Genomic DNA, 25212 nt, shown 5'->3' with positions numbered 1-25212 from the left:
ATGGCAGCCGGACGATGTGCGCCACCCCACAACTACCCGCTCAGCGCGGCGCGCGCTCGATCAGGTTGGAGAGCACCACGATGCTCTCACTGCGCTCGATGTCGGCGCTGGCCCGGATGCGTTCCAGCGCCTCCTCCAGGTGGCGCATGTCGCGCGCGAGCACATGCAGGATCGCGTCGGAGGTGCCCGTCACCGTCGCGGCGCTGACCACCTCCGGGATGTCCTTCCAGGCCGCACGCAGCTGCGTGGGCGCGATCGTGCCGTGACAGAACACCTGGACGTAGGCCTCCGTGGTCCAGCCGAGCGCGCTGCGGTCGATCACCGTCGTGAATCCCTTGATGACACCGGCGTCCACCATGCGGTCCACCCGGCGCTTGACCGCCGGCGCAGACAGGTTCACCTGCTGTCCGATGTCGGCGAACGTCGCTCGCGCGTTGTCGGCCAGCTCGGCCAGGATGCGCTCGTCTGTCTCATCGAGACGGTCCATCACCACTCCCACGCAACAAAGCCCCACAGAACAGCACCCAGCACAACAGATCTGCGGTAGACACGCAAGATTCGTCGATTGATTGCGTCAACTACCCTCCTTATCGTTGATTCGTGACGACTGACCTCGCCGGCGCCCCGGATACCGCGCAGACCGTTGAACGCACCGCGCGCCCGCGCCGCTATGTCATGACCGCGCCCCTGTACTTCGCCGTGGAGTACGAAATCAACCCGTGGATGGACGCGTCGGCACCCGTCGATCCGGAGCGCGCGCTGTCTCAGTGGGAGGCGCTGCGCAACACGTATCTCGACCTCGGCCACACCGTCGATCTCGTGGAACCGCTGCCGGGGTTGCCGGACATGGTCTACGCGGCCAACGGTGGCACGGTCATCAACGGCGCAGCCGTGGTCGCCCGGTTCGCGCACCCCGAACGCGCCGGCGAGGCGGTCGCCTACGCGGAATGGATGTCATGCAACGGCTACGTTCCCGCGCGAACCCGGCACGTCAACGAGGGGCAGGGCGACTTCCTGACCGTCGGCTCCAACCTCCTTGCCGGTCACGGGTTCCGCACCGACCGGCGGGCGCACGCGGAGGTCGGCGCACACGTCGGCATGCCGGTCATCAGCCTGGAGCTCGTCGACCCGCGTTTCTACCACCTCGACACCGCGCTGGCCGTGCTCGACGACGCCACTGTCGCCTACTACCCGCCGGCGTTCGCGCCGGCCGCCCGTGCGGCACTGGCCGACCTGTTCCCCGACGCCATCGAGGTCGCCAGCGCCGATGCCTACGTGCTGGGCCTCAACGTCGTCTCCGACGGTCTCAACGTGGTGTTGCCCTCGGCTGCAACGGGTTTCGCCCAGCAGCTGCATCAGGCCGGCTTCCGGCCGGTGCCCGTCGACCTGTCCGAGCTGCTGAAGGGAGGCGGCTCGGTGAAATGTTGCACGCTGGAGGTACACCCATGACGGCCATGATTTCGCGCACCGCTTCCACCGTCGACCTCGACAGCCGTCACGTCGCGCACAACTACTCGCCATTGCCCGTTGTGGCCGCGAGCGCGGAGGGCGCCTGGATCACCGACGTGGAGGGTAGGCGCTATCTCGATTGCCTGGCCGCGTACTCCGCGGTGAACTTCGGGCACCGCCACCCCGAGATCATCGCCGCGGCGCACGCCCAACTCGACGCGGTGACGCTGGTGAGCCGCGCCTTCCACTCCGACCGACTGGCCCCGTTCTGCGCGGCACTGGCGGGGCTGTGCGGCAAGGACATGGTGCTGCCGATGAACAGCGGCGCAGAGGCGGTCGAGAGCGGCATCAAGGTGGCACGCAAGTGGGGGGCCGACGTCAAAGGGGTCAGCGACTCCAACATCGTGGTGGCACACAACAACTTCCACGGCCGCACCACGACGATCATCAGCTTCTCCGACGACGAGACCGCCCGTCGCGGATTCGGTCCGTATACGCCCGGCTTCCGGGCGGTGCCGTTCGGGGACGCCGACGCCCTCTCCCGCGCCATCGACGACGACACCGTTGCCGTGCTGCTGGAACCGATCCAGGGTGAGGCCGGCATCATCGTCCCACCCGACGACTACCTGCCGCGGGTACGCGCGCTGTGCACCCAGCGCGACGTGCTGATGATCGCCGACGAGATCCAGTCCGGCCTGGCTCGCACCGGGCGGACGTTCGCGTGCGACCACTGGGACGTGGTGCCGGACGTCTACCTGCTGGGCAAAGCCCTCGGCGGGGGCGTCGTGCCACTGTCGGCGGTCGTCGCCGACCGCGACGTCCTCGGCGTGCTGCATCCCGGTGAGCACGGCTCGACCTTCGGCGGCAATCCGCTGGCCGCGGCGATCGGCCGCACCGTCGTCGGCATCCTGGAGCGAGGCGAATTCCAGCAGCGTGCAACCGAACTCGGAGCCCACGTGCACGCACGGCTGCGGGGGCTGATCGGCCGCGGCGTGCTCGCGGTGCGCGGCAAGGGATTGTGGGCCGGTGTCGACATCGACCCGGTGCACGGCACCGGAAAGCAGGTCAGCCTGCGGCTGACCGAGCTCGGCGTGCTCGTCAAGGACACGCACGGATCGACGCTGCGCTTCGCGCCGCCACTGGTGATCACCGCCGACGAGATCGACTGGGCGGTCGACCGATTCGCCGAAGTGCTGGGCGCCTAGTACTTCATCGTGCCGCGGTCCACCGCGATCTGCGAGCCCGAGATCGTGGCCGACGCGTCGCTGGCCAGCCAGGCCACCACCTCGGCGACCTCCTCGGCTGTCATGAATTCCTGCAGGCCCGGCTTGCCGTCGCGGGCAACCGGTTTGAACGGCATCGGGGCGAAGCTGTGCAGGAAGGTGGGGTACTTCGAGAAGATCTGCATCATCGCGTCCTTCTCGATCATCGGGGTGTCGATGGAGTACGGGTGGATGGAGTTCACCCGGATACCGAACTCCCCGGCCTCCAGCGCCAGCGCGTTCGTCAGCGCCACCAGCCCGTGCTTGGACGCCGCGTAGTGCGCGTTACCCGGGGTGGCCTTCAACCCGGCCGACGAACTGACGATGACGATCGAGCCGCCGTTGCCGGCCGCGATCATCGCCGGCACCGCGGCGCGGATGGTGCGCCAGGTGCCGTTGAGGTTGACGTCGACGACGGTGTCCCACTGCTCCGCCGACAACTCCCAGATGCGGCCCCAGCTCAACACCCCGGCGTTGGCCACCACGATGTCCAGCCGGCCGAACTGCTCGACGGCGTCGGCGACGAGCTGCTGCTGGGCCGCCAGGTCACGGATGTCGACCTCGCGGGCGAGCACCTTGCGACCGGTCGCCTCCACCAGGCGCACCGTCTCGGCCAGATCCTCGGCTGTGGGCATTGCATAGGTGATGGTGTCCGAGACCGGCTTACAGACGTCGATCGCGACGATGTCGGCGCCGTCGGCCGCCAACCGAACCGCGTGCGCGCGGCCCTGACCGCGCGCGGCTCCGGTGATCAGCGCGACGCGACCTTCAAGGGGTGCACCTGATGCCATGGGGATCAGGCTAACAGCAGAATTAGAACGTGTTCTAGAGTCCGCCGATCACAGGTCCGCGATGATCTGCCGGCGCTTGGCGGCGTACTCGTCATCGGTGATCGAACCGGTGGCGCGGAGGGTCTCGAGCTCCTGAAGACGTTGCGCCGTGGTCGGTTCGGCCGACGGCGCCAGGTAGGCGGTGGCCGCCGGCACCGGTGGCGGCGGGACCTGCGCAGCGGCGGCTTGGCGGACGATGTTCTGCACCTGCTGGCGCGCCGCGGGATTGGAACGAAGGTCGATCATGGCGTCCATCCCGATGCCGTGGGCCTTGAGCACCTGCAGGATCTCCATCAGCGCGTCGGTCTGGCCGGTGAGGTCGTAGGTCCGGTTGTCGTCGGAGACGCTGAACGTCGCAGGCATCATCCCGCTCACCAGAGCGCTGCGCTCCCAGTCGATCTGGTAGTCGTTCGTGGTGGGGTCCACCAGCACAGCGAGCTTACGGCTGGTGATCATCGGCAGCCGGCTCACCGACGCGACGACCTGATCCTGCGTCGAGAACGGCGTGATGCCGGGGCCGGACACCTGCAGGTCGAGCTTGACCAGCGGCTGGTCGTTGATCCGGGTGTTGGTCTCGTGGATGCCGACGACCTGCCCCAGGGCCAGCACGCCGGAGGCCTCCAGCGCCTGCTTCTTGGCCGCCGAGCGGACCCCGAGGTTGGTGATCACCAGCGCGATCAGCACGTCGACGGCGGTGATCAACAGACCGACCCAGAACATCCACTTCATCAGCGGGTCACCGCCGGTCGCGAAGTAGATCACCAGGAAGATGGGACCGACGATGCCGCAGAGCAGCACGAAGAGCTGGATCTTCACATATCGCCAGAAAGTCGACATGCGGTGATTATGACCGTTGAAGGGCTCAGGAACCTGCTGTTACCTGCACGGGAGCCGCGGGCAGCGGCGCGGGAGCCTGACTGACGAGCTGGTACAGCGGCATCGTCCACGGATCCATCGCGCTGGCCCGGCGGGCGTAGCTGGTGTGCACCGCCACCGCCGCCGGGTTCATCTCGTCCTCGACCTCGGGATCGTAGTCGCACACCGCGTCGCCGAGATCGCACACGCTGATCGTCCGGGCGCCCATCGTGGGCGGCAACGGTGCAGGCGCATGAGCGAGGATCGGCCAGTCCTGCGCGACGCCCTTGCCGGCGCCCGGCACCGACACCACCGAGCCGATGTTGATGGTCGGGTCCTGCGGCAACCGGTCGCCGTCGGCGACGAGCAGCGCGGCCGCCAGGTTCGGGCTGGCGTCGAGGGAATGCAGGTTGCGGTGCACGACCATGGCGCCCTGCGAGTAGCCGGCCAGCACCACCTGGGTGGACGGGCACTGCGCGACGAACGCCTGGTACTGCTGGCCGAGCGCGGCCGTGCCGGTGTCGACGCTGCCGATGAAACCGGCCCAGTCCAGGATGCCGCCGTCTTCGGGCACCTCGGTGGCGGGATAGTTCACGGCCTCGGCGGTGATCGTCCGGCCGGTCTGCTGCACCAGCGACGCGAAGTCGCGGTAGGACTTGTAAACGACCCGCCCCATGCCCGCGTCGGCGGACGGGTCACCGGCGCGCTCGCCGGAACCGGCGGCGCCGATCCAGTGGACATCGGGACAGGCGGGCTGGGCGGATGCGGTACCGGCCGTCAAGCCCATGATGGCAGCGCCGCCGAGAACGGCGGCGCCCGCGACTGCGGCAATGCCAGAACTGCTCACTACGAACCTCTTCACTTCGAACCCGGCCGACCCCTCGACAGCCGTCGCACCATACATCGGACTTGCCGTCGGGGGCGTTACACGGCTTCCCCCACACAAAAGTGGCGCCCACCCGTTCGGGTGAGCGCCACCTTGTGTGGTGAAGCTAGATCACTTGATGATCTTGGTAACCCGGCCGGCGCCGACGGTACGGCCGCCCTCGCGGATCGCGAAGCGCAGGCCCTCGTCCATGGCGACGGGCTGGATCAGCTTGACGGAGATGTCGGTGTTGTCACCGGGCATCACCATCTCGGTGCCCTCGGGCAGGGTCACCACGCCGGTCACGTCCGTGGTCCGGAAGTAGAACTGCGGCCGGTAGTTGTTGAAGAACGGCGTGTGGCGGCCGCCCTCGTCCTTGGACAGGATGTAGACGCTGCCCTCGAACTCGGTGTGCGGGGTGGTGGTGCCGGGCTTGACCACAACCTGGCCACGCTCGACGTCCTCGCGCTTGATGCCGCGCAGCAGCAGACCGACGTTGTCACCGGCCTGGCCCTGATCGAGCAGCTTGCGGAACATCTCGACACCGGTGACCGTGGTCTTGGTGGTGTCGGGACGGATGCCGACGATCTCGACTTCCTCGTTCACGTTGATGATGCCGCGCTCGACGCGACCGGTGACCACGGTGCCGCGGCCGGTGATCGTGAAGACGTCCTCGACGGGCATCAGGAACGGCTTCTCGGTCTCGCGGACCGGATCCGGGATCGACTCGTCGACGGCCTCCATGAGCTCCTCGACCGACTTGACCCATTTCTCGTCGCCCTCGAGCGCCTTGAGCGCCGAGACCTTGACGACCGGAGCTTCCTCGTCGAAGTCCTGGGCGGCCAGCAGCTCGCGGACCTCCATCTCGACGAGCTCGATGAGCTCCTCATCGTCGACCATGTCGGCCTTGTTCAGGGCCACCAGGATGTAGGGCACGCCGACCTGGCGGGCCAGCAGCACGTGCTCGCGGGTCTGCGGCATCGGGCCGTCAGTGGCGGCGACCACCAGGATCGCGCCGTCCATCTGGGCGGCACCGGTGATCATGTTCTTGATGTAGTCAGCGTGACCGGGGGCGTCGACGTGTGCGTAGTGACGCTTGTCGGTCTGGTACTCCACGTGGGAGATGTTGATGGTGATACCGCGCTGACGCTCCTCGGGCGCATTGTCGATCTGGTCGAATGCGCGCGACTCGTTCAAATCGGGGTACTTGTCGTGCAGAACCTTGGTGATTGCTGCAGTCAGCGTGGTCTTGCCGTGGTCAACGTGACCGATGGTCCCGATGTTGACGTGCGGCTTCGTCCGCTCGAACTTCGCCTTCGCCACTGTGGTGTCCTCCTGGACTGTGTTGGTGCTTTCTGTAAAGCAGGGTTGATCTTTGCAGTTGTGGTTCTTCGCGAACCGACCGGGGTTACTGTCCGGTCGCCTTCGCGATGATCTCCTTCGACACGTTCGCCGGAACCTCGGCGTACGAGTCAAACACCATGGAGTAGTTCGCCCGGCCCTGGGTCTTCGACCGGAGGTCTCCGACGTAGCCGAACATCTCCGAGAGCGGAACCTGCGCCTTGACGACACGGGCACCGCTCCGCTCCTCCATGGCCTGGATCTGACCACGGCGGGAGTTCAGGTCGCCGATCACGTCGCCCATGTAATCCTCGGGCGTGGTGACCTCGACGGCCATGATGGGCTCCAGGATGACGGGCTGCGCAGCCTGCGCGGCCTTCTTCAGCACCTGGGAGCCGGCCACCTTGAACGCCATTTCCGACGAGTCGACCTCGTGGAACGCGCCGTCAAGCAGGGTGACCTTCACGTTGACCAGCGGGTAGCCGGCGAGCACGCCGTACTGCATCGCGTCCTGCGCACCGGCATCCACCGACGGGATGTACTCGCGCGGGATGCGGCCACCGGTGACCTTGTTCTCGAACTCGTAGGTGGCACCGTCCTCGCCGCTGAACGGCTCGAGGTCGATGAGCACCTTCGCGAACTGACCGGAGCCACCCGTCTGCTTCTTGTGGGTGTACTCGACCTTCTCGACCTTGCGGCGGATGGTCTCGCGGTAGGCCACCTGCGGCTTGCCGACGTTGGCCTCGACCTTGAACTCGCGGCGCATGCGGTCGACCAGGATGTCCAGGTGGAGCTCGCCCATGCCGCCGATGACGGTCTGGCCGGTCTCCTGGTCCAGGTGCACCTTGAAGGTCGGGTCCTCTTCGGCGAGCTTCTGGATCGCGGTGCCCAGCTTCTCCTGGTCGCTCTTGGTCTTGGGCTCGATGGCGACCTCGATGACCGGATCCGGGAACGTCATCGACTCCAGCACGATCTGGTCGTTGGGGTCGCTCAACGTGTCACCGGTGGTGGTGTCCTTGAGCCCGATCACGGCGTAGATGTGGCCGGCCGAGGCACGCTCGACGGGGTTCTCCTTGTTGGCGTGCATCTGGAACAGCTTGCCCAGCCGCTCCTTCTTGCCCTTGGTCGAGTTCACGACCTGCGAGCCGGACTCGACGGTGCCCGAGTACACGCGGACGTAGGTCAGCTTGCCGAAGAACGGGTGCACGGCGATCTTGAAGGCCAGCGCCGAGAACGGCTCGTCGGTCGACGGCTTCCGGGTGATGACCTCGTCTTCCTTGCCGGGCACGTGACCCTGCACGGACTCGACGTCCAGCGGCGACGGCAAGTAGTCGATGACCGCGTCGAGCATGGGCTGCACGCCCTTGTTCTTGAACGCGCTGCCGCACAGCACCGGGTACAGCTCGCTGGCCACGGTCAGCTTGCGGATCGCGCCCTTGATCTCCTCGACCGACAGCTCCTCACCGCCGAAGTACTTCTCCAGCAGCGCCTCGTCGGTCTCGGCGACCGTCTCGATCAGCTTGGTGCGGTACTCCTCGGCCTTGTCGGCCAGATCGGCGGGGATGTCCTCGACCTCGTACTTCTCGCCGAGGGCGGTCTCGCCGCGCCACACCTTGGCCTTCATCTCGACCAGGTCGATGATGCCGATGAAGTCGTTCTCGGCACCGATCGGCAGCTGGATGACCAGCGGCTTGGCGCCGAGGCGCTCCTCGATGGTGCGCACGGTGAAGTAGAAGTCCGCGCCGAGCTTGTCCATCTTGTTGACGAAGCAGATGCGCGGCACGTCGTACTTGTCGGCCTGACGCCACACCTGCTCGGACTGGGGCTCGACGCCTTCCTTGCCGTCGAAGACGGCGACCGCACCGTCGAGCACGCGCAGGGACCGCTCCACCTCGACGGTGAAGTCGACGTGTCCCGGGGTGTCGATGATGTTGATCTGGTTCTGGTTCCAGAAACAGGTGACGGCAGCCGAGGTGATCGTGATGCCCCGCTCCTGCTCCTGCTCCATCCAGTCGGTCGTGGAGGCACCGTCGTGCGTCTCACCGATCTTGTAGTTCACACCGGTGTAGTAGAGGATGCGCTCGGTCGTCGTCGTCTTACCGGCATCGATGTGGGCCATGATGCCGATGTTGCGGACCTTGCTCAGGTCGGTCAGCACGTCCTGTGCCACGGAAGTCTTCTCTCTCGCTTGATCGTTGCTGTCGTCAGCTGTGGCTACTCACGCCCGCGAGCATTGCCCGCGGGCGTGCGATCACCAGCGGTAGTGCGCGAAGGCGCGGTTGGCCTCAGCCATCTTGTGGGTGTCCTCGCGCCGCTTGACGGCGGCACCCAGGCCATTGCTGGCGTCGAGGATCTCGTTGGCCAGGCGCTCGACCATGGTCTTCTCGCGACGCTGCTTGGAGAAGCTGACCAGCCACCGCAGGGCCAGGGTGACCGAACGGTCCGGACGGACCTCGACGGGCACCTGGTAGGTGGCGCCACCGACGCGGCGGCTACGGACCTCGAGCGCCGGCTTGACGTTGTCCATGGCCCGCTTCAGCGTGACCACGGGGTCGGTGCCGGTCTTCTCACGGGCCTGTTCGAGCGCACCGTAAACAATGCGTTCGGCCAGCGATTTCTTCCCGTCCAGCAGCACTTTGTTGACCAGCTGGGTGACCAGCTGCGACCCGTAGACCGGGTCGTTGACCAACGGACGCTTGGGCGCGGGTCCCTTGCGCGGCATCAGCTCTTCTCCTTCTTCGCGCCGTAGCGGCTGCGGGCTTGCTTACGGTTCTTGACGCCCTGCGTGTCCAGTGACCCGCGGATGATCTTGTACCGCACGCCGGGGAGGTCCTTCACACGGCCGCCGCGCACCAGCACCATCGAGTGCTCCTGCAGGTTGTGGCCCTCACCCGGGATGTATGCGGTGACCTCGACCGCGCTGGTCAGGCGCACGCGCGCGACCTTGCGAAGTGCCGAGTTCGGCTTCTTCGGGGTCGTGGTGTACACGCGGGTGCACACGCCGCGACGCTGCGGGCTGCCCTTGAGGGCCGCGGTCTTCACCTTGGCGATCTTGTCGCGGCGACCCTTACGGACCAGCTGGTTGATGGTTGGCATGTACCGGCTTTCTCTGTTCCTCGTCGTTCTGACGTGCGTGCTTGGTTCGTTTTAAGTTCTCTGTACTGCTGTTATGCCCGCGAGGGTTACCCCGCGTCCGGGCGTGTCGCATGCGGCCGCCGCTGACTGCAGGACAGTTTCACGGCACCCCGCGAGAGCGAGACATGCGAATTCGCCCGGCGTACAGGCATGCTGCGCCGTATCAGCCAGGCACGAACGTCCACAATACCAGGGCCGCATACCTCAACAAAACCCGCTGACCTGCGAATCTCCGATCGTTACTGCTCAGCGGAGGCGCATACCGGCGGCCAGCCGGGCCACCATGTCGGTGAACACGGCGTCGGTGTCGATGCCCGCCATCACCCCGGTCATCTCCAACAGCACGAACCCGTGCATCGCCGACCAGAACTCCAGCGCGGCGTGGAACGCGGCCTCGCTCTCCAGCCCGAACGTGCCCAACACCTCGATGACGGGCGCCGCCGCGGCGTGCGTCGCCTCGGTGAATTCCGGGTCGTCGCCCCCGAGCGGCATCCGGGTGAACGCCGAGTACCGGCCCGGGTGGTGATGCGCGTAGCTGCGGTACGCGCTGGCCATGACCATCACCGCGTCGTCGGGGGTGCGGCCCTGCCCGACGGTGTTGAGCATGTCGATGATGTCGCCGACCACCCGCATGCGCACCGTGCGGCGCAGGTCGTCGAGGCTGTGCACGTGGTTGTAGAGCGACGGCCCCTTGGTGCCGAGCTGATTGGCCAGGGCGTTGATGGTCAGCGCATCCCAGCCCTCGCGGTCCAGGAAGGTCAGCGCGGCGTTGACGATGGTGTCGCGACTGAGCTTGGCGGATCGCGGCGGCCGAGCAGCCATGCCATCCCCCTCGCGTCGGTCAGGTCGCCCGGGATGAGCCGGGCCAGCGAGCAACTCTAGTTCACCCGCTGCTGGCTGAGCTGCGCCAGTTGTTCGATCACCCCGCACAGATCGGGCATGGCGGTGGCGTTCATCGTCTGGATCGACCAGGTGATCACGTCGGCCCCCTTGGCGACATAGATGCTGCAGGCGGTCTCGTCATAGGCCTTGAAACCCTTGTTGCCGTCGACGGTCATCTCGGTCAGGGTGCGGCCGGCGCGCTCTTCGAGTTCCCGCTCGGTGTTCATGTCGCTGCCGCGGTACCACCACGTGGAGATACCCATGCCGGCGCCGACGCTGTCGGTCATGGTGTCCTCCTGCCAGAAGCAGCCGGCGTCGCTGACCACCGCGGGTTCGTACATGTCGGGGCCGGTCGCGGCGGCGATGTCGGCGTCGGTGATGCCGTTGCAGTCCACGCTGTCGAAGCCCGCAGCGCCCGTCGGCACAGCCGGCCCGTCCGCGCCGTCGTGCTCGGGCCCGCCGCATCCGGCCAGCAGCACGCCGATCGCCAGGCCCGCGCAGAGGCGGGCGGTGATGCGAATGCTCACGTCACATGTCCGAGCGCAGTGTCGCCGACAGCAGTTTCTCGGCGTCGATGCACGGATCGCCGGTGGTTTGCCCCCGGTACTGCACCCACCAGCTCAGCACTCCCGAGCCCGCCGCAGCCGTGGCCGAGCAGGCGGCCCCGGTGGTGTCGCGGCGCGCGGCGAAGGCTTTGCGCCGCTCGACCACGACGTCGGTGACGGCGGCGCCGCGGGCGGCGGCCAGGTCGCGTTCGCGTTGCAGGTTCCCGGCGTCGAACCAGGAGAACGTCACGTCGACGGTCGCCGTCCCAGCCGCGCGGCGGGAGAGGATGTACTGGCACACCGCCCCGCTGTAAGGCCGGGTGATCGCGTCGGCGCCGAGCATGGCCGCGACGGTGGTGTCGTCGAGCAGGCCGCAGCGGTTCTCGAGGTAGCCGTAGCTCCGGTCGGCGTCCACGGCGACGACGTCGGCACGCTGCGCCGTGCCGGTCACGGTCTGCGCACAGCCCGCAACCGTCGCCGTCGTGGCGAGCGCCACGGCGAGGGACCGTCCGACACCACCAATCACCCGGAGCATCGCAGCTCACGCTACCTGTCTTGGTGAACCCCGACAGTGCGAGCGCGCGACGTCGTAGGCTGCCGGTGTGACTTCATCGGTTGGCGGGCGTCTGTGCACGGTGAGCGGACTTGTGGTGATGGCTGCACTGGCCTCGGTGAATCCGGCGGCGCACGCCAAAAACGGCGATACGCACATCACCGGGATCGGCATCGAGCAGACCATCGACTGCAATCAAGCCACGCTGATCGTTTTGGGCAACAACAACCGGATCAACGCGCTCGGAACCTGCTGGGCGGTGACGGTCCAGGGTTCGTCGAACGTGGTGATCGCCGACAACGTGATCAACGACATCACGGTGTACGGCTGGGATCAGACGGTGTTCTATAAAAACGGCGAGCCGGTCCTGTGGGACCGCGGCCGCGAATTGGGGATGACAAACCGCATCGATCGGGTACCCGCCTAGGCATGCTGCTTCGTCGCCTGCCACTTCTCGGACTTGCCGGCGCCGCGACCTTCGCGGTGGTACTCACCGGATGCGGATCCACCAGTGACGACACCAATAGGCCGACGGCGACGGCCGGAACGTCGGGGGCGCAGGTCGAGATCGGCAACACCATCAACTACGGGTCGTTCGGCACCACCGCGGAGATCGACTGCGCCGACGGCAAGTCACTGAATGTCGGAGGTTCCAACAACACGTTGACGGTGGTCGGTACGTGCGCGAACGTCAACATCGGCGGCGCCGACAACAAAATCTCCATCGACCGCGTGGACACCGAGCTGTCCGTGGTCGGGCTGAACAACACCGTCACCTATCGCGACGGCGATCCCAAGGTCAACGACACCGGCAGCAACAACAGCATCACCAAGGGCTGACCGCTGCTACGCCTTCTGGCCGTGCCGGCCGGCGCCGGACGCGAACCGGGCCGCGCCCTCCAGCGATTCGGGCGCCACCCGCGACAGACTGCCGAACTCGACGTCCATCGCTTCGGCCTCCGACATGCCCCACTGGCTCAGCACCGACATCCGGTCCGACCGCAGGCACTGCTGCGGCAGGGCGGCCAGCTCGGTGGCCAGTTCCTCGGCCCGGTGCCGCGCTTGCCCTTTCGGCACCACCCGGTTGACCAGGCCGATGGCGAAGGCCTCGTCCGCATCGACCGCGCGTCCGGTCAGGATCAGGTCCATCGCTCGGCTGTGCCCGATCAGCCGCGGTAGTCGCACGGTGCCGCCGTCGATCAACGGGACGCCCCAGCGACGGCAGAACACCCCCATCACGGCGTCCTGCTCGACCACCCGCATGTCGCACCACAGCGCCAGTTCCAGCCCGCCGGCGACGGCGTATCCGCTGATCGCGGCGATCACCGGTTTGGACAGCACCATCCGGCTCGGCCCCATCGGCCCCGGTCCGGTGCGGTGCACCGGATTCGACTGCGGCGTGCCCATCGCCTTGAGATCGGCTCCGGCACAGAAGGTTCCGTTGTCGCCCCAGAGCACGGCGACGGCGGCCGACTCGTCCTTGTCGAACTCCTCGAACGCGGCGTGCAGCTCCAGCGCCGTCGGGCCGTCGACGGCGTTGCGCGCGCGGGGGCGGTCCAGCACCACCGTCGTCACCGCGCCGTTCTTCTCCACCCTCACACTCATCGGGCCTCCGTCAGTTCCACACCGTCGCGCCGCGAGACCATCTCGGCGGCGAAGTCTTCGTAGGCGGCGCGCAACCGCGCGCCGGGCCAGTCAGCGGGCAGCAGGTCGTCGGGCAGCACCGGATCGGTGAGCAGGTGACGCACCATCGCCGCCGCGACCACGAACCGTTGTGGAACGTCTCGCGCGGCGGCCATCCGGGCGAGAAGTTCCCGTCCGCGCGCCGCCCAGCCGGCCAGATCCCACAGTTGGGCGGCCAGCGCCACCGGGTCACCGTCGCGGGCCCGCAGCACACGCACCCGTGCGGTGATGTCGGGGCCGAGGTCGAGGTCGACGTTCGCCGGGCGCATCCAGACACCCTCCCGCAGCTCACCGAAACGCCTGTCCTGCAAAGAGTTCCGCAACTGGGCCCGGGTCCTGGCGTCCGTGCCGACACTGGTGATGATCAGAGTGGTCCAGCTACCGTCCCAGTCGTGCCGCCGCGGGGTGATCGCGTCGTCCTGCCGGCGCTGGCGGGCCAGCAGCCGGTCCGAGAGCCGGTAGCCGTCCTGCGACCGCACCAGGTCTCCGGCGCCGACCATGCGCGTCAGGGCCACCCGCACCGTCGACTCCCGGATCCCGAAATCGCTGGTGAGCCGGATCAATTCGGCGGCGGTCGCCCACGCCGGGTGGGCGCCGAGCAGCACGCTCAGCACCACCGAGCGGGCCGTCATCCGCATCGGTCACACCCCGGAGGTGGTACGGCCGTGGTCACCGAACGGTTCGTCTCGTTGACGCACCGCCTCACGGAAGCCGTGTTCGCGGGCCTGCGCGACGAAATCGTGCCCCTCCGGCGTGTGGCGGGCGATACCGTCGAACACCGTCGAGATCATCGCGCTGTTGGCGACGCCCTGGTTGTACAGCGCGCTGTTCATCGCGAGCTTGACCATGATCAGCTGGTTGACCGGCACGGCGGCGATCCGTTCGACCAGTCGCTCGGTGCGGTCGTCGAGGTCGGCCGGGTCGGGGGCCTCCACGGCCAGGCCCCACTCGGCGGCCTGTGCGCCGGTGAGGCAATCCCCGGTCAGCAGAAGACGTTTGGCGCGTTGATCGCCCAGCCGGTGGGCCCACATGCCCGCCGCGGGCACACCCCACACCCGGGTGGGCGGATAGCCGATCTTGGCGTCCGCGGCGGCGATCACCTGATCGGCGTGCAGCGCGATGTCGGTGCCGCCGGCCACGCAGTAGCCGTGGATCTTCACCACGGTCGGCTTGTCGCACCGCATCAGGCTGGAGAAGCCCCGCACGAAACGGCTCATCATCTGATAGTCGATCATCGGATCCCACGGCCGATCGGGCAGATGGTTAATCGCCTGGGTCCTGCCGGACAACACGGTGTCGCGGTAGGGGCTGCCGCCACCCGCCGACGAGGATCCCTCTGCGTATGCCGACAGGTCGAAACCCGCACAGAAGCCTTCCCCGCGGCCGGATACCAGGATCACGTGGACGTCCGGGTCGAGGTCGGCGCGTTCGACGAGCGCCGAGAGCTCCAGGGGCGTGTCGGCGATGATCGCGTTGCCCTTCTCGGGGCGGTTGAAGGTGATACGGGCGACTCGGTCGGTGACCTCGTAGGTCATCGTCTTCAGGTTGTCGAAGTCGACGGGCCTGATCGCGTGGGTCATCAGGCTTTGACCATTGTCGGGTTGAGGTCCTCTAGCTGGGTATCTGGCATGTCTTTCATGTTACGTTTTCTCGACAGTCGCACAACAGCCGTAACAGCCATTTCGGGCCGATTCCCAAGGACGAATTTAGCTCGCGCGGGTGGAGAAATCGCGCGGCGGGCCCGACGATCCTGACGGACATGAAATATGACGAGTTCATCTCCAGAGTGGCCTCCGGAGTCGGTGTCAGCCAATCAGAAGCCGAGACACTCACCCGCGCGGTGCTGGCTACACTTGCCGAACGCATCACCGGCGGCGAGGCCCGCGACCTCGCCGCCCAGTTGCCTGTTCCGCTCCAGAACCCATTGCTGCCCGCGAAGGAAGAAGCCGAGGCCTTCGATTTCGTCGAGTTCGTTCGCCGCGTCGCCGACCGTAGTGGGACCGACGTCAATACGGCCGAGCTGGCTGTCGACGCGGTCTTCGACACCCTGCGCGATGCCGTCACACCGGGTGAGTTCAACGACGTCCTCAGTCAACTGCCTGACGACTTCAAGAGAGTGGGCATCCCGCCGCGGTAGGTGGCCACGACCGCGTCATGCCTTGACCAGAGCACGCTCGATGATCGGCGCCAAATCCAGGCCGATGGGCAGCGTGCCGAAGGCGCCACCCCACTGACCACCGAGCCTGCTGGCCAGGAACGCCTCGGCGACCGCGGGATGTCCGTGGCGCGCCAGCAGCGACCCCTGCAGTGCCAGCGAGATGTCCTCCGCGACTTGGCGGGCGCGGTACTGGATGGTCTCGGGATCGCCGAGCTGGGGCCGCAGACGTTCGACGTGGGCGTCCAGGCGGGCGTCGTGCCCCTTTGTGGTGGCGAGCTCGTCGAACAGCACGTCGACGCACTCCGGCCGGGTGGCCATGGCCCGCAACGTGTCCAGCGCGCTGACGTTGCCCGAGCCCTCCCAGATGCCCATCAGCGGCGCCTCCCGGTACAGCCGCGGCATCCCCGAGTCCTCGACATAGCCGTTGCCGCCCAGACACTCCATCGCCTCGGCGGCATGCGGCGTGGCTCGCTTGCACACCCAATACTTGGCGGCCGCCAATCCGATTCTGCGGAGCAGGGTTTCGCGTTCGTCGCCGCGGACGGCGCGGTCGGTGGCGCCGGCCATCCGCATCGCCAGCATGGTCGCGGCCTCCGCCTCGACCGCGAGGTCGGCGAGCACGTTGCGCATCAGCGGCTGGTCGATCAGGTACGCGCCGAACGCCTTGCGGTGCTGGGCATGGTGGGCCGCGCGCGTCAGCCCGTTGCGCATGCTCGTCGCGCTGCCCAGCGTGCAGTCCAGCCGGGTCAGGTTGACCATCTCGATGATGGTCGGCACCCCGCGGCCTTCCTCCCCGACCAGCCACGCCGTCGCCCCGTCATACTCCACCTCGCTGGACGCGTTGGCGTGGTTGCCCAGCTTGTTCTTGAGGCGCTGCAGGAACATCCGGTTGCGGGAGCCGTCGGGCAGGATCCGCGGCAGGAAGAAGCAGCTCAGCCCGCCTGATTTCCCGTCGCTTCGCTCGCCCCGGCCGGGCGTCTGGGCGAGCACCAGGAAGAGGTCGCACATCGGCGCGGACGTGAACCACTTGTGCCCGGTCAGCCGGTAGGTGCCGTCGCCTGTAGGGACAGCCTGCGTGGTGCCGGCCCGGACGTCGGAGCCGCCCTGCTTCTCGGTCATCGACATCCCCGCGGTGAGGCCGGGCTTGGTCGCCGGCACGGCGAGTTCGGGGTCGTAGATTCGGCTGGTCAGCAGCGGCTCGTAGAGCGCCGCCAGTTCCGGATTGTGGCGCAGGGCCGGGACGACGGCGTAGGTCATCGAGATCGGGCAGACGTGTCCAGCCTCCGGCGTCCACACCGACATCTTGGCGGCGCGCACCACGTGCGCACCCGGTCGGTCGTCGGCCCACGGTGCCGCGTGCAGACCGTGCCCGATGGCGACGCTCATCAGTTCGTGGTAGGCGGGGTCGTACTCGACCTCGTCGACGCGATGGCCGACGCGGTCATGGGTGTGCAGGACAGGACGGTTGCGGTCGGCGAGTTCGCCCCAGCGCTGGGCTTTGCGGCCGCCGGCCACTGCGCCCAGTTCGTGGACCTCGTCGACGCCCCAATCCCCGCCTTCGCGGATCAGCGCCTCGGCGAGGACAGGGGACGCGGCCGGGTTGAAGTCCTCCAGCAGGGGGACCTGATTGGCGACGACGTGCGTGCCCGCGGAGGTGTACAGCGTTGGAGCAGTAGGCATGCACACACTGTTACATTTTCTCGACGGCTGCACAAGAACATGTAACGTCGCCCTGATGGCCGGCGGGCCGACGTTAAGCTGCCCGAGTGGACGACCGCACGTCCGCGGTATCGGGCAGAGACGTCGGGCGCCTTCTGCTGCGCTGCGAGGACCGTCCCGGCCTGGTCGCCGCTGTCAGCGGGTTCCTCGCCGGTCGTGGCGCCAACATCATTTCCCTCGACCAGCACTCGACGGCGCAGTCCGGCGGGATTTTCATGCAGCGCACGATCTTCCATCTGGCGGGTCTGACGGCGGTGCGAGACGCGCTGGAACGATCCTTCGCAGAGCACGTGGCCGACGAATTCGGCATGGACTTCCGCCTCACGGAGGCGGCGAAGCCCAAACGCGTCGTGATCATGGCCTCGCGCGAGGACCACTGCGTGCTCGATCTGCTGTGGCGAAACCGCCGCGGTGAGCTCGACATGTCGGTGGTGATGGTGATCGCCAACCATCCCGACCTCGCCGACGACGTGCGCCCTTTCGGCGTGCCGTTCATCCACATCCCGGCGCACAGGGGGATTCGCGCAGAGGCCGAGCAGCGCCAGTTGGACCTGCTGCGCGGCAACGCCGACCTCGTGGTGCTCGCCCGCTACATGCAGATCCTGAGCCCGCGCTTCATCGAGGAGGTCGGGTGTCCGCTGATCAACATCCACCACTCGTTCCTGCCGGCGTTCATCGGCGCCGCACCGTACCACCGTGCGAAGGAACGCGGCGTGAAACTCGTCGGCGCCACCGCCCACTACGTGACGGACGACCTCGACGAGGGTCCGATCATCGAGCAGGACGTGGTGCGCGTCGACCACCGCCACGACGTCACCGATCTGGCGCGTCTCGGCGCCGACGTGGAACGGGCGGTGCTGTCACGTGCGGTGCTGTGGCATCGCCAGGATCGCATCATCCGCTTCGGCAACCAGACCATCGTCTTCTGAAGACCTGCGATTCTGCCGGCGCCGCTCGTACCAGCCGAGCAGGGCGATCACCGCCGCGGCCAGCGCCCAGCCGAGCAGCAGGTCGATCACGTAGTGCTCGGCGCTGTAGACGAGGGCGAACGCCATGATCAGCGGATACGCCACCAGCAGCGGGCGCCAGCCGCGCTGCACCCGGTTCCACAGGAACGCCGCGAGCGCCGCCGACATCCCGGCGTGCAGCGAGGGGATGGCCGCGACCAGGTTGACGCTCGCCTGCCCCTGATCGAGCAGCGCCGTGGCCGAGTGGAGGTTCAGCTTGCCCCAGCCACGGCCGACGATGCGTTCCACCCAGTCGTGGGCGCCGTCCTGACTGAACTGCATCGAACCGAGCACCCCGCCGTCGGGGACACCGCGGGCGGAACCGAACATGCACCGCGGACCGGACGGGCCGCCCTGGACGTCATCCGGTGTGCAGCGCGCCGCCGCCCACGGCGGCGCGGCGGGCAGCAGGACGTAGACGATCAGCGCCGCGAAGTTCAGGCCGACGAACAACCGTACGAACGCCTTCCATTCCTCGCGGTCGCGCAGCCACAGGATCCCCGCGATCACGTACGGGAGGATGAAGAACGACATGTAGACGCTGCTGATCACCACCTCCCACCACGGCGGGTACGGCAGCTTCAAGCGCTCCTGCAGCCATACGGTCGGCATGTTGCCGAAGAACATCCAACGGTCTGCGTCGGCCTGCCAGTGCCACAGTGTGGGCCGGCCGACGAGCGTGGCGGCACCCCTGCTGAGGTCGTAAGCAATCAGCACCAGCGCGAACGGCAGCCAGTCCCGCACGACGTAGAAGACCCGCCTACCCTGGCCGATGCTCGCGGCAGCAAGTCCGGTGCAGATATAGAGCAACAACAGTTCTCGGTTGAACGCGAACCCGTCGGTGACGGTGCGCCACACCACGACCGTCGCCCACACCCCGACGGTGACCCATCGGACGATCCGCAGCCTGCGGCCACGCCGGTCGACCGGCGGTTCGGTGGTGACCTCAGACGTCAGCGCAATCGACGGCTGATCGTCAATCGCGGACACGGAGGCCTTTCGACAGGGCGCGCCGGGTTCCCGGCGCTTCCCTATTTAACCGCCTCGCCACCAGGTGTTGGATAACCGTTCAGCGACAAAGCGGGTGGCAGGGCCTCTAGAGGTGTTCGCGGAGGAAAGCGATGTCGTCTTTGCGGCCCTCGTCGGAGGTCTCGCAGATGACCGGCGCACCGGCTGCCTTGACCACGGCGACCAGCAGTTGCGGGTCGATCTGGCCCGAGCCGAAGTTCGCGTGCCGGTCGGCGCCGGAACCGGCCGCATCGCGGGAGTCGTTGCAGTGCACCAGGTCGATGCGGCCGGTGATTCCCTTGATGCGTTCCACGGCGTCGACCAGCGCTTCGCCGGCCGCCCAGGCGTGGCAGGTGTCCAGGCAGAACCCGATGCCGGTGTCGCCGATGCGGTCCCATAGCCGGGCGATGGTGTCGAAGTGCCGCGCCATGGCGTGGTCGCCACCGGCGGTGTTCTCCAGATAGACCGGCACGTCGGTGTCCAGATGATCGAGCGCCTTGACCCAGCGCTCGAAGCCGGCCTCCATGTCGTTGTCGTCGGCGTGGCCACCGTGCACGATCACCGCGGTGGCGCCGACGTCGGCGGCCGCATCGCACGTGTCCTGCAAGATCTTGCGCGACGGGATGCGCACCCGGTTGTTGGCCGACGCGACGTTGATCAGATACGGCGCGTGCACATAGACCGGGATCGGCGAGGCCTTGAGCGCCTCGGCGTCCTCGCGGGGTTTGGGCTTCTTCCAGCTCTGCGGATTCCCGAGGAAGAACTGCACGACATCGGCGCCGTCGGACTGCGCCGCGGCCAGGGGGTCGTCTCCGTGGACATGCGAACCTATGAGCACGTCGCCGAGTCTAGTGACGGGCGCCGACGGACCGGCCTCATGTCTGCGCTGCGAGCAGGAAGCCCAGGTATGCCAGGTAGGCCCCCACCATGCCGCCGCCTTCCGCCCGGCTCACCCTGCGGCCCGACAGGAAGATCGGAATGCAGATCAGCGCGACCGCGACCATGATCGGGATGTCGATGTCGACCAGGCTGGAGGGCAGCCACAGGCCCTCGGCGGGCACCAGACACGTCACGCCGAGGATCAGCAGGATGTTGTAGATGCTGCTCCCGATGAGGTTGCCGATCGCTATGTCGCGGTCGCCGCGCACTGTCGTCACGACGGTGGTCACCAGCTCGGGCGCCGAGGTTCCGATGGCCACCACGGTGAGTCCGATCAGCGCGTCCGAGACGCCGAACTGCCGGGCCATCCCGACCGCTCCGTCGACGAGCCAGTCGGCGCCGATCACGACGACGACGATGCCGCCGATCGTCATACCGACGTGGGTCATGGTCCGGCGCCGGACGTCGGTGACCGTCGCCTGGACCGGCTCCGTCCCGAACTCGGCGGCAAACTCCTCGGCGATGGCCCGCGATTCGCGCCTCGCTGACCAGATCACCGCGGCGGTGTAGCCGACGGCGGCGGTCACCAGGATGGCGCCGTCGAGCCGGGAGAGCCGGCCGTCGGCGGCCAGCGCCCACAACAGCAACGCCGCCGCGGCCATCATCGGCAGCTCGAACCGGTTCGTGCGCATCTGAAGACTCAGCGGGACCAACAGCGCGCTCAGGCCGAGTATGAGCAGGATGTTGACGACGTTGGTGCCGGCGATGTTGCCGACCGCCAGCGCACCGTTGCCTCCACCGGCCGACACCACGCCAACGGCAAGCTCGGGCATGCTGGTGCCGATCGAGACCACGGTCAGCCCGATGATGATGGGGCTGATGCCCAGCCGGGCCGCGACCACGGCGCCGCCCCGGACCATGATCTCCGCGCCGGCGATCAGCACCGCCAGTCCGATCAGGAACCACAGCGCATCGACCAGCATTCCGGGAGATTACTCGCCGCAGCCCGGTCACACCTACCGTGCCCGCGCACGAAAAAGCCCCCACCCCGGCGGGGTGAGGGCTCTTTCGTCGACTTACCGGTAGTCCGAGTAGCCGTAGTCGTCCAGCGGCACCGCAGCGCCGGTGGCCTGACCGAAGTCCGGGCTGTAGTACTGATCCTCGTAGGACGGGATCGTGTACGCCGCGGCCCGGGCCTCCTCGGTCGGCTGAACCTGGATGTTGCGGTACCGGTTGATGCCGGTGCCGGCCGGGATCAGCTTGCCGATGATCACGTTCTCCTTCAGACCCTGCAGCTTGTCGCTGCGGCAGTTGATCGCCGCATCGGTCAGCACACGGGTGGTCTCCTGGAACGACGCCGCCGACAGCCACGAGTCGGTGGCCAGCGACGCCTTGGTGATACCCATCAGCACCGGACGACCGGCCGCGGGCTCGCCGCCCTCGGCGACCACCCGACGGTTCTCGGTCTCGAACTCGCCACGTTCGGTCAGCGAACCGGGCAGGAACTCCGTCGAGCCCGAGTCGATGATCGTCACGCGGCGCAGCATCTGCCGGACGATGACCTCGATGTGCTTGTCGTGGATCGACACACCCTGGGCGCGGTACACCTCCTGGACCTCCTTGACGAGGTGGATCTGCACCTCGCGCGGGCCCTGGACGCGGAGCACCTCGTGCGGGTCGGCCGAGCCTTCCAGCAGCTGCTGGCCGACCTCGACGTGGTCGCCGTCGGTCAGCAGACGCTCGGAGCCGTCGTCGTGCTTGAACACCTTCAGGCGCTGACGACGCGAGAGCTTGTCGTACACGACCTCCTCGCCCCCGTCGTCGGGAACGATGGTGATCTTGTAGAACTTGTCGCTCTCCTCCAGGCGCACGCGGCCGGAGACGTCGGCGATCGGAGCCCGGTTGCGCGGGATACGCGCCTCGAACAGCTCCTGCACGCGGGGCAGACCACCCACGATGTCGGCACCGCCGGTGACGCCACCCTGGTGGAAGGTACGCATGGTCAGCTGCGTGCCGGGCTCACCGATCGACTGCGCGGCCACGATGCCGACAGCCTCACCGATGTCGACCAGCTTGCCGGTCGCCATCGAACGGCCGTAGCACATCGCGCACACACCGGTGCCGGTGCCGCAGGTCAGCACGGAGCGGACCTTGACCTCGGTGATACCGGCGGCCAGCAGCGCATCGATGGCCGGGTCACCGAGGTCGTGCCCACGCTCGACGACGACGTTGCCGTCGGCGTCGACCGCATCGGTGGCCAGCGTCCGCGCGTACGCGGAGGTCTCGATGTGCTGATCGCGCACCAGCGAGTCGCCCTGCAGCTCGGCCAGCGTGACGGTGATGCCGCGCTCGGTCTCGCAGTCGGTCTCGCGGACGATGACGTCCTGCGACACGTCGACCAGACGACGGGTCAGGTAGCCCGAGTCGGCGGTACGAAGCGCGGTGTCCGCCAGACCCTTACGGGCGCCGTGGGTGTTGATGAAGTACTCCAGCACCGTCAGGCCCTCGCGGAACGAGGACTTGATCGGACGCGGGATGAACTCACCCTTCGGGTTGGTCACCAGACCCTTCATGCCGGCCAGCGTCCGCGTCTGGGTGAAGTTACCCGTGGCACCCGAATCCACGATCGTGATGATCGGGTTGTCCTTCGGGTAGTGCGCCCGCAGCGCCTGACCGACCTCTTCGGTCGCGTCCTGCCAGATCTTCACCAACGCTTCGTTGCGCTCGTCGTGGTTGAGCTTGCCGCGCTGGTACTGCTTCTCGATGCCGTCGGCCTCGGCCTCGTAGCGCTCGAGGATCTCCTGCTTCTCCGGCGGCACCAGCACGTCGGCCATCGACACGGTGACACCCGAACGGGTGGCCCAGTAGAAGCCGGCATCCTTGAGCTTGTCCACGGTCTGCGCGACCACGATCATCGGGTAGCGCTCGGCCAGATCGTTGATGATCCGCGCCTGCACCTTCTTGTGCATCTGCTCGTTGACGAACGGATAGCCCCGTGGCATCAGCTCGTTGAACAGCACACGGCCCAGCGTGGTGTCGGCGGTCCAGGCGTCGCCCGGGTTCCAGCCGTCCGGGAACCGCTCGGCCTCGACGTCGGCCGGCGGGCGCAGCTGCGTCAGCCGCACCCGGATCTTGGCCCGCACACTCAGCGCGCCACGGTCCATCGCCATGATGGCCTCGGCCGGCGAGCTGTACACACCGCTCTCCGGCTGATCGTCGGCTGCCGGGGTGTACTCGCCCTTGTCACCCTCGATCTCGGTGGTCAGGTAGTACAGGCCGGTCACCATGTCCAGACGCGGCATGGCCAACGGGCGGCCCGACGCCGGCGACAGGATGTTGTTCGAGGACAGCATCAGGACGCGGGCCTCGGCCTGCGCCTCCGCCGACAGCGGAAGGTGCACGGCCATCTGGTCACCGTCGAAGTCGGCGTTGAACGCCTCACACACCAACGGGTGCAGCTGGATGGCCTTGCCCTCCACCAGCTGCGGCTCGAAGGCCTGGATACCCAGGCGGTGCAGCGTAGGTGCACGGTTCAGCAGCACCGGGTGCTCGGCGATGACCTCTTCGAGGACATCCCACACCTGGGGGCGCTGACGCTCGACCATGCGCTTGGCGCTCTTGATGTTCTGCGCGTGGTTCAGGTCGACCAGACGCTTCATCACGAACGGCTTGAAGAGCTCGAGAGCCATCAGCTTCGGCAGACCGCACTGGTGCAGCTTCAGCTGCGGGCCGACCACGATGACCGAACGGCCCGAGTAGTCGACGCGCTTACCGAGCAGGTTCTGCCGGAAGCGGCCCTGCTTGCCCTTGAGCAGATCGGACAGCGACTTGAGCGGGCGGTTGCCCGGCCCGGTCACCGGACGGCCGCGGCGGCCGTTGTCGAACAGCGCGTCCACCGACTCCTGAAGCATGCGCTTCTCGTTGTTGACGATGATCTCGGGCGCGCCGAGATCGATCAGTCGCTTGAGCCGGTTGTTGCGGTTGATGACGCGGCGATACAGGTCGTTGAGGTCCGACGTCGCGAAGCGGCCACCGTCGAGCTGCACCATCGGGCGCAGTTCCGGCGGGATCACCGGCACGGCGTCCAGAACCATGCCCATCGGCGAGTTCGAGTTGGTCTGGAACGCGGCGACGACCTTGAGTCGCTTGAGCGCCCGCAGCTTCTTCTGGCCCTTGCCGTTGCGGATGGTGTCGCGCAGCGACTCGGCCTCGGCGTCGATGTCGAAGTTCTCGATGAGCTTCTTGATCGACTCCGCGCCCATGGCGCCCTCGAAGTACTCGCCGTACCGGTCCTGCAGCTCGCGGTAGAGCAGCTCGTCGACGATCAGCTGCTTGGGAGCCAGCTTGGTGAACGTCGTCCAGATCTCGTCGAGCCGGTCGAGCTCACGCTGAGCCCGGTCGCGCAGCTGGCGCATCTCGCGCTCACCGCCGTCGCGCACCTTGCGCTTGACGTCGGACTTGGCGCCCTCTTCCTCGAGCTCCTTCATGTCGGCCTCGAGCTTCTGGGCGCGGGCCTCCAGATCGGCGTCGCGCTGGTCCTCGATGGCCTTGCGCTCGACGGCCATCTCGGCCTCGAGCGTGGACAGCTCGTTGTGCCGCATCTCGTCGTCGACCGCGGTGATCACGTAGGCCGCGAAGTAGATGATCTTCTCGAGATCCTTCGGGGCCAGGTCCAGCAGGTAGCCCAGCCGGCTCGGCACGCCCTTGAAGTACCAGATGTGCGTGACGGGTGCGGCCAGTTCGATGTGGCCCATCCGCTCACGACGCACCTTGGCACGGGTCACCTCGACGCCGCAGCGCTCACAGATGATGCCCTTGAACCGGACGCGCTTGTACTTGCCGCAGTAGCACTCCCAGTCGCGAGTCGGTCCGAAGATCTTCTCGCAGAACAGGCCGTCCTTCTCGGGCTTGAGCGTGCGGTAGTTGATGGTCTCCGGCTTCTTGACCTCACCGAATGACCAGTTGCGGATGTCGTCCGCGGTCGCGAGACCGATGCGGAGTTCATCGAAGAAGTTGACGTCTAGCACGTAACTCCCTTTCC

25 protein-coding genes are annotated in these 25212 nt (G+C 67.4%); 6 read left to right on the top strand and 19 right to left on the bottom strand.

Annotated features, from left to right (window positions below):
• Window positions 1-40 precede the first annotated feature (40 nt).
• The gene (locus tag KXD97_RS13215; RefSeq protein WP_260757245.1) at window positions 41-487 is read right to left on the bottom strand and encodes an Lrp/AsnC family transcriptional regulator; all 447 of its coding nucleotides are present in this window, start codon (window positions 485-487) and stop codon (window positions 41-43) included.
• A 113-nt stretch (window positions 488-600) separates the two neighbouring features.
• On the opposite strand from KXD97_RS13215, the gene ddaH reads away from it, so the two are divergent.
• Together ddaH and rocD are read left to right on the top strand one after the other, a co-directional pair.
• Window positions 601-1449 carry a dimethylargininase gene (gene ddaH / locus KXD97_RS13210; RefSeq protein ID WP_396885155.1) on the top strand — a complete coding sequence of 283 codons (849 nt, stop codon included), beginning with the start codon at window positions 601-603 and terminating at the stop codon, window positions 1447-1449.
• The gene (gene rocD, locus KXD97_RS13205; RefSeq protein ID WP_260757244.1) at window positions 1446-2654 is read left to right on the top strand and encodes an ornithine--oxo-acid transaminase; all 1209 of its coding nucleotides are present in this window, start codon (window positions 1446-1448) and stop codon (window positions 2652-2654) included. Before ddaH ends, rocD begins: the two co-directional genes overlap by 4 nt.
• Here rocD and KXD97_RS13200 read toward each other — a convergent pair.
• The 10 genes from KXD97_RS13200 to KXD97_RS13155 all read right to left on the bottom strand — a co-directional run bounded on the left by KXD97_RS13200 (window position 2651) and on the right by KXD97_RS13155 (window position 11699).
• Window positions 2651-3502, bottom strand: coding sequence for a mycofactocin-coupled SDR family oxidoreductase (locus KXD97_RS13200; protein WP_260757243.1), 852 nt, complete (start codon window positions 3500-3502; stop codon window positions 2651-2653). The two genes, rocD and KXD97_RS13200, sit on opposite strands and share 4 nt — an antisense overlap.
• 48 nt (window positions 3503-3550) lie before the next feature.
• On the bottom strand, window positions 3551-4378 hold the full coding sequence (locus KXD97_RS13195) for an SHOCT domain-containing protein (protein ID WP_260757242.1): 828 nt from the start codon (window positions 4376-4378) through the stop codon (window positions 3551-3553).
• 25 nt (window positions 4379-4403) lie between these two features.
• Window positions 4404-5183, bottom strand: coding sequence for a cutinase family protein (locus KXD97_RS13190; protein ID WP_396885401.1), 780 nt, complete (start codon window positions 5181-5183; stop codon window positions 4404-4406).
• A 210-nt stretch (window positions 5184-5393) separates the two neighbouring features.
• Window positions 5394-6584, bottom strand: coding sequence for an elongation factor Tu (tuf, locus tag KXD97_RS13185; protein ID WP_067961228.1), 1191 nt, complete (start codon window positions 6582-6584; stop codon window positions 5394-5396).
• Window positions 6585-6669: 85 nt separating this feature from the next.
• On the bottom strand, window positions 6670-8772 hold the full coding sequence (gene fusA, locus KXD97_RS13180; RefSeq protein ID WP_396885152.1) for an elongation factor G: 2103 nt from the start codon (window positions 8770-8772) through the stop codon (window positions 6670-6672).
• Window positions 8773-8853: 81 nt separating this feature from the next.
• Window positions 8854-9324 (bottom strand): 30S ribosomal protein S7, encoded by a 471-nt coding sequence (gene rpsG, locus KXD97_RS13175; RefSeq protein WP_260757240.1) that lies wholly within the window; start codon window positions 9322-9324, stop codon window positions 8854-8856.
• Window positions 9324-9698 (bottom strand): 30S ribosomal protein S12, encoded by a 375-nt coding sequence (gene rpsL / locus KXD97_RS13170; RefSeq protein WP_003929602.1) that lies wholly within the window; start codon window positions 9696-9698, stop codon window positions 9324-9326. The genes rpsG and rpsL overlap by 1 nt, the downstream gene beginning before the upstream one ends.
• Window positions 9699-9983: 285 nt before the next feature.
• Window positions 9984-10559, bottom strand: a complete 576-nt coding sequence (locus KXD97_RS13165; protein ID WP_260757207.1) for a TetR/AcrR family transcriptional regulator — start codon at window positions 10557-10559, stop codon at window positions 9984-9986.
• A gap of 56 nt (window positions 10560-10615) precedes the next feature.
• Window positions 10616-11146 (bottom strand): DUF3558 domain-containing protein, encoded by a 531-nt coding sequence (locus tag KXD97_RS13160; RefSeq protein ID WP_260757206.1) that lies wholly within the window; start codon window positions 11144-11146, stop codon window positions 10616-10618.
• A gap of 1 nt (window position 11147) precedes the next feature.
• Window positions 11148-11699, bottom strand: a complete 552-nt coding sequence (locus KXD97_RS13155) for a DUF3558 domain-containing protein (RefSeq protein ID WP_260757205.1) — start codon at window positions 11697-11699, stop codon at window positions 11148-11150.
• A gap of 118 nt (window positions 11700-11817) precedes the next feature.
• On the opposite strand from KXD97_RS13155, the gene KXD97_RS13150 reads away from it, so the two are divergent.
• Entirely contained in the window at window positions 11818-12144 is a 327-nt protein-coding gene (locus KXD97_RS13150) for a DUF3060 domain-containing protein (RefSeq protein ID WP_260757952.1), read from the top strand.
• A gap of 2 nt (window positions 12145-12146) precedes the next feature.
• Complete coding sequence (locus tag KXD97_RS13145; RefSeq protein WP_260757204.1) at window positions 12147-12557, top strand: DUF3060 domain-containing protein; 411 nt, start codon at window positions 12147-12149, stop codon at window positions 12555-12557.
• Between the two features lie 6 nt (window positions 12558-12563).
• Here the strand turns inward: KXD97_RS13145 and KXD97_RS13140 are convergent, their stop codons facing one another.
• From KXD97_RS13140 to KXD97_RS13130, 3 genes are read right to left on the bottom strand one after another with little or no spacing between them, the layout of a single operon-like run.
• The gene (locus KXD97_RS13140) at window positions 12564-13322 is read right to left on the bottom strand and encodes a crotonase/enoyl-CoA hydratase family protein (RefSeq protein WP_260757203.1); all 759 of its coding nucleotides are present in this window, start codon (window positions 13320-13322) and stop codon (window positions 12564-12566) included.
• Window positions 13319-14032 carry a PaaX family transcriptional regulator C-terminal domain-containing protein gene (locus KXD97_RS13135; RefSeq protein ID WP_260757951.1) on the bottom strand — a complete coding sequence of 238 codons (714 nt, stop codon included), beginning with the start codon at window positions 14030-14032 and terminating at the stop codon, window positions 13319-13321. Before KXD97_RS13135 ends, KXD97_RS13140 begins: the two co-directional genes overlap by 4 nt.
• Before the next feature lie 9 nt (window positions 14033-14041).
• Window positions 14042-14980, bottom strand: coding sequence for a crotonase/enoyl-CoA hydratase family protein (locus KXD97_RS13130; protein ID WP_260757202.1), 939 nt, complete (start codon window positions 14978-14980; stop codon window positions 14042-14044).
• A 179-nt stretch (window positions 14981-15159) separates the two neighbouring features.
• Between KXD97_RS13130 and KXD97_RS13125 the strand changes: the two genes are divergently transcribed.
• Window positions 15160-15537, top strand: coding sequence for a DUF2267 domain-containing protein (locus KXD97_RS13125; protein WP_260757201.1), 378 nt, complete (start codon window positions 15160-15162; stop codon window positions 15535-15537).
• Between the two features lie 15 nt (window positions 15538-15552).
• Here the strand turns inward: KXD97_RS13125 and KXD97_RS13120 are convergent, their stop codons facing one another.
• Window positions 15553-17238 (bottom strand): acyl-CoA dehydrogenase family protein, encoded by a 1686-nt coding sequence (locus KXD97_RS13120; protein WP_260757200.1) that lies wholly within the window; start codon window positions 17236-17238, stop codon window positions 15553-15555.
• Between the two features lie 86 nt (window positions 17239-17324).
• Between KXD97_RS13120 and purU the strand changes: the two genes are divergently transcribed.
• Entirely contained in the window at window positions 17325-18206 is an 882-nt protein-coding gene (gene purU / locus KXD97_RS13115) for a formyltetrahydrofolate deformylase (protein ID WP_260757199.1), read from the top strand.
• Here the strand turns inward: purU and KXD97_RS13110 are convergent.
• From KXD97_RS13110 to KXD97_RS13095, 4 genes are all read right to left on the bottom strand, one after another.
• Complete coding sequence (locus KXD97_RS13110; RefSeq protein ID WP_396885146.1) at window positions 18138-19274, bottom strand: phosphatase PAP2 family protein; 1137 nt, start codon at window positions 19272-19274, stop codon at window positions 18138-18140. The genes purU and KXD97_RS13110 overlap by 69 nt on opposite strands.
• A 106-nt stretch (window positions 19275-19380) precedes the next feature.
• Window positions 19381-20130, bottom strand: a complete 750-nt coding sequence (locus KXD97_RS13105) for a deoxyribonuclease IV (RefSeq protein ID WP_260757198.1) — start codon at window positions 20128-20130, stop codon at window positions 19381-19383.
• Window positions 20131-20167: 37 nt separating this feature from the next.
• Window positions 20168-21154, bottom strand: coding sequence for a calcium/sodium antiporter (locus KXD97_RS13100; protein WP_260757197.1), 987 nt, complete (start codon window positions 21152-21154; stop codon window positions 20168-20170).
• Window positions 21155-21247: 93 nt separating this feature from the next.
• The gene (locus KXD97_RS13095) at window positions 21248-25198 is read right to left on the bottom strand and encodes a DNA-directed RNA polymerase subunit beta' (RefSeq protein ID WP_260757196.1); all 3951 of its coding nucleotides are present in this window, start codon (window positions 25196-25198) and stop codon (window positions 21248-21250) included.
• Window positions 25199-25212 lie beyond the last annotated feature (14 nt).

It is taken from the genome of Mycobacterium sp. SMC-8 (assembly GCF_025263565.1).
Taxonomy (GTDB): Bacteria; Actinomycetota; Actinomycetes; order Mycobacteriales; family Mycobacteriaceae; genus Mycobacterium.
The sequence above is the reverse complement of the archived record's forward strand: the minus strand, read 5'-3'. Positions and strand labels throughout refer to the sequence as shown.

Coding starts and splice junctions, on each gene's coding strand:
- KXD97_RS13155 (WP_260757205.1), bottom strand. CDS start 11,699: ATGCTCCGGGTGATTGGTGGTGTCGGACGGTCCCTCGCCGTGGCGCTC.
- rpsG (WP_260757240.1), bottom strand. CDS start 9,324: ATGCCGCGCAAGGGACCCGCGCCCAAGCGTCCGTTGGTCAACGACCCG.
- rpsL (WP_003929602.1), bottom strand. CDS start 9,698: ATGCCAACCATCAACCAGCTGGTCCGTAAGGGTCGCCGCGACAAGATC.
- KXD97_RS13130 (WP_260757202.1), bottom strand. CDS start 14,980: ATGACCCACGCGATCAGGCCCGTCGACTTCGACAACCTGAAGACGATG.
- rocD (WP_260757244.1), top strand. CDS start 1,446: ATGACGGCCATGATTTCGCGCACCGCTTCCACCGTCGACCTCGACAGC.
- KXD97_RS13195 (WP_260757242.1), bottom strand. CDS start 4,378: ATGTCGACTTTCTGGCGATATGTGAAGATCCAGCTCTTCGTGCTGCTC.
- KXD97_RS13135 (WP_260757951.1), bottom strand. CDS start 14,032: ATGACGGCCCGCTCGGTGGTGCTGAGCGTGCTGCTCGGCGCCCACCCG.
- KXD97_RS13125 (WP_260757201.1), top strand. CDS start 15,160: ATGAAATATGACGAGTTCATCTCCAGAGTGGCCTCCGGAGTCGGTGTC.
- KXD97_RS13120 (WP_260757200.1), bottom strand. CDS start 17,238: ATGCCTACTGCTCCAACGCTGTACACCTCCGCGGGCACGCACGTCGTC.
- KXD97_RS13200 (WP_260757243.1), bottom strand. CDS start 3,502: ATGGCATCAGGTGCACCCCTTGAAGGTCGCGTCGCGCTGATCACCGGA.
- KXD97_RS13145 (WP_260757204.1), top strand. CDS start 12,147: ATGCTGCTTCGTCGCCTGCCACTTCTCGGACTTGCCGGCGCCGCGACC.
- KXD97_RS13190 (WP_396885401.1), bottom strand. CDS start 5,183: ATGGGCTTGACGGCCGGTACCGCATCCGCCCAGCCCGCCTGTCCCGAT.
- KXD97_RS13140 (WP_260757203.1), bottom strand. CDS start 13,322: ATGAGTGTGAGGGTGGAGAAGAACGGCGCGGTGACGACGGTGGTGCTG.
- KXD97_RS13165 (WP_260757207.1), bottom strand. CDS start 10,559: ATGGCTGCTCGGCCGCCGCGATCCGCCAAGCTCAGTCGCGACACCATC.
- KXD97_RS13100 (WP_260757197.1), bottom strand. CDS start 21,154: ATGCTGGTCGATGCGCTGTGGTTCCTGATCGGACTGGCGGTGCTGATC.
- KXD97_RS13215 (WP_260757245.1), bottom strand. CDS start 487: ATGGACCGTCTCGATGAGACAGACGAGCGCATCCTGGCCGAGCTGGCC.
- KXD97_RS13150 (WP_260757952.1), top strand. CDS start 11,818: ATGGCTGCACTGGCCTCGGTGAATCCGGCGGCGCACGCCAAAAACGGC.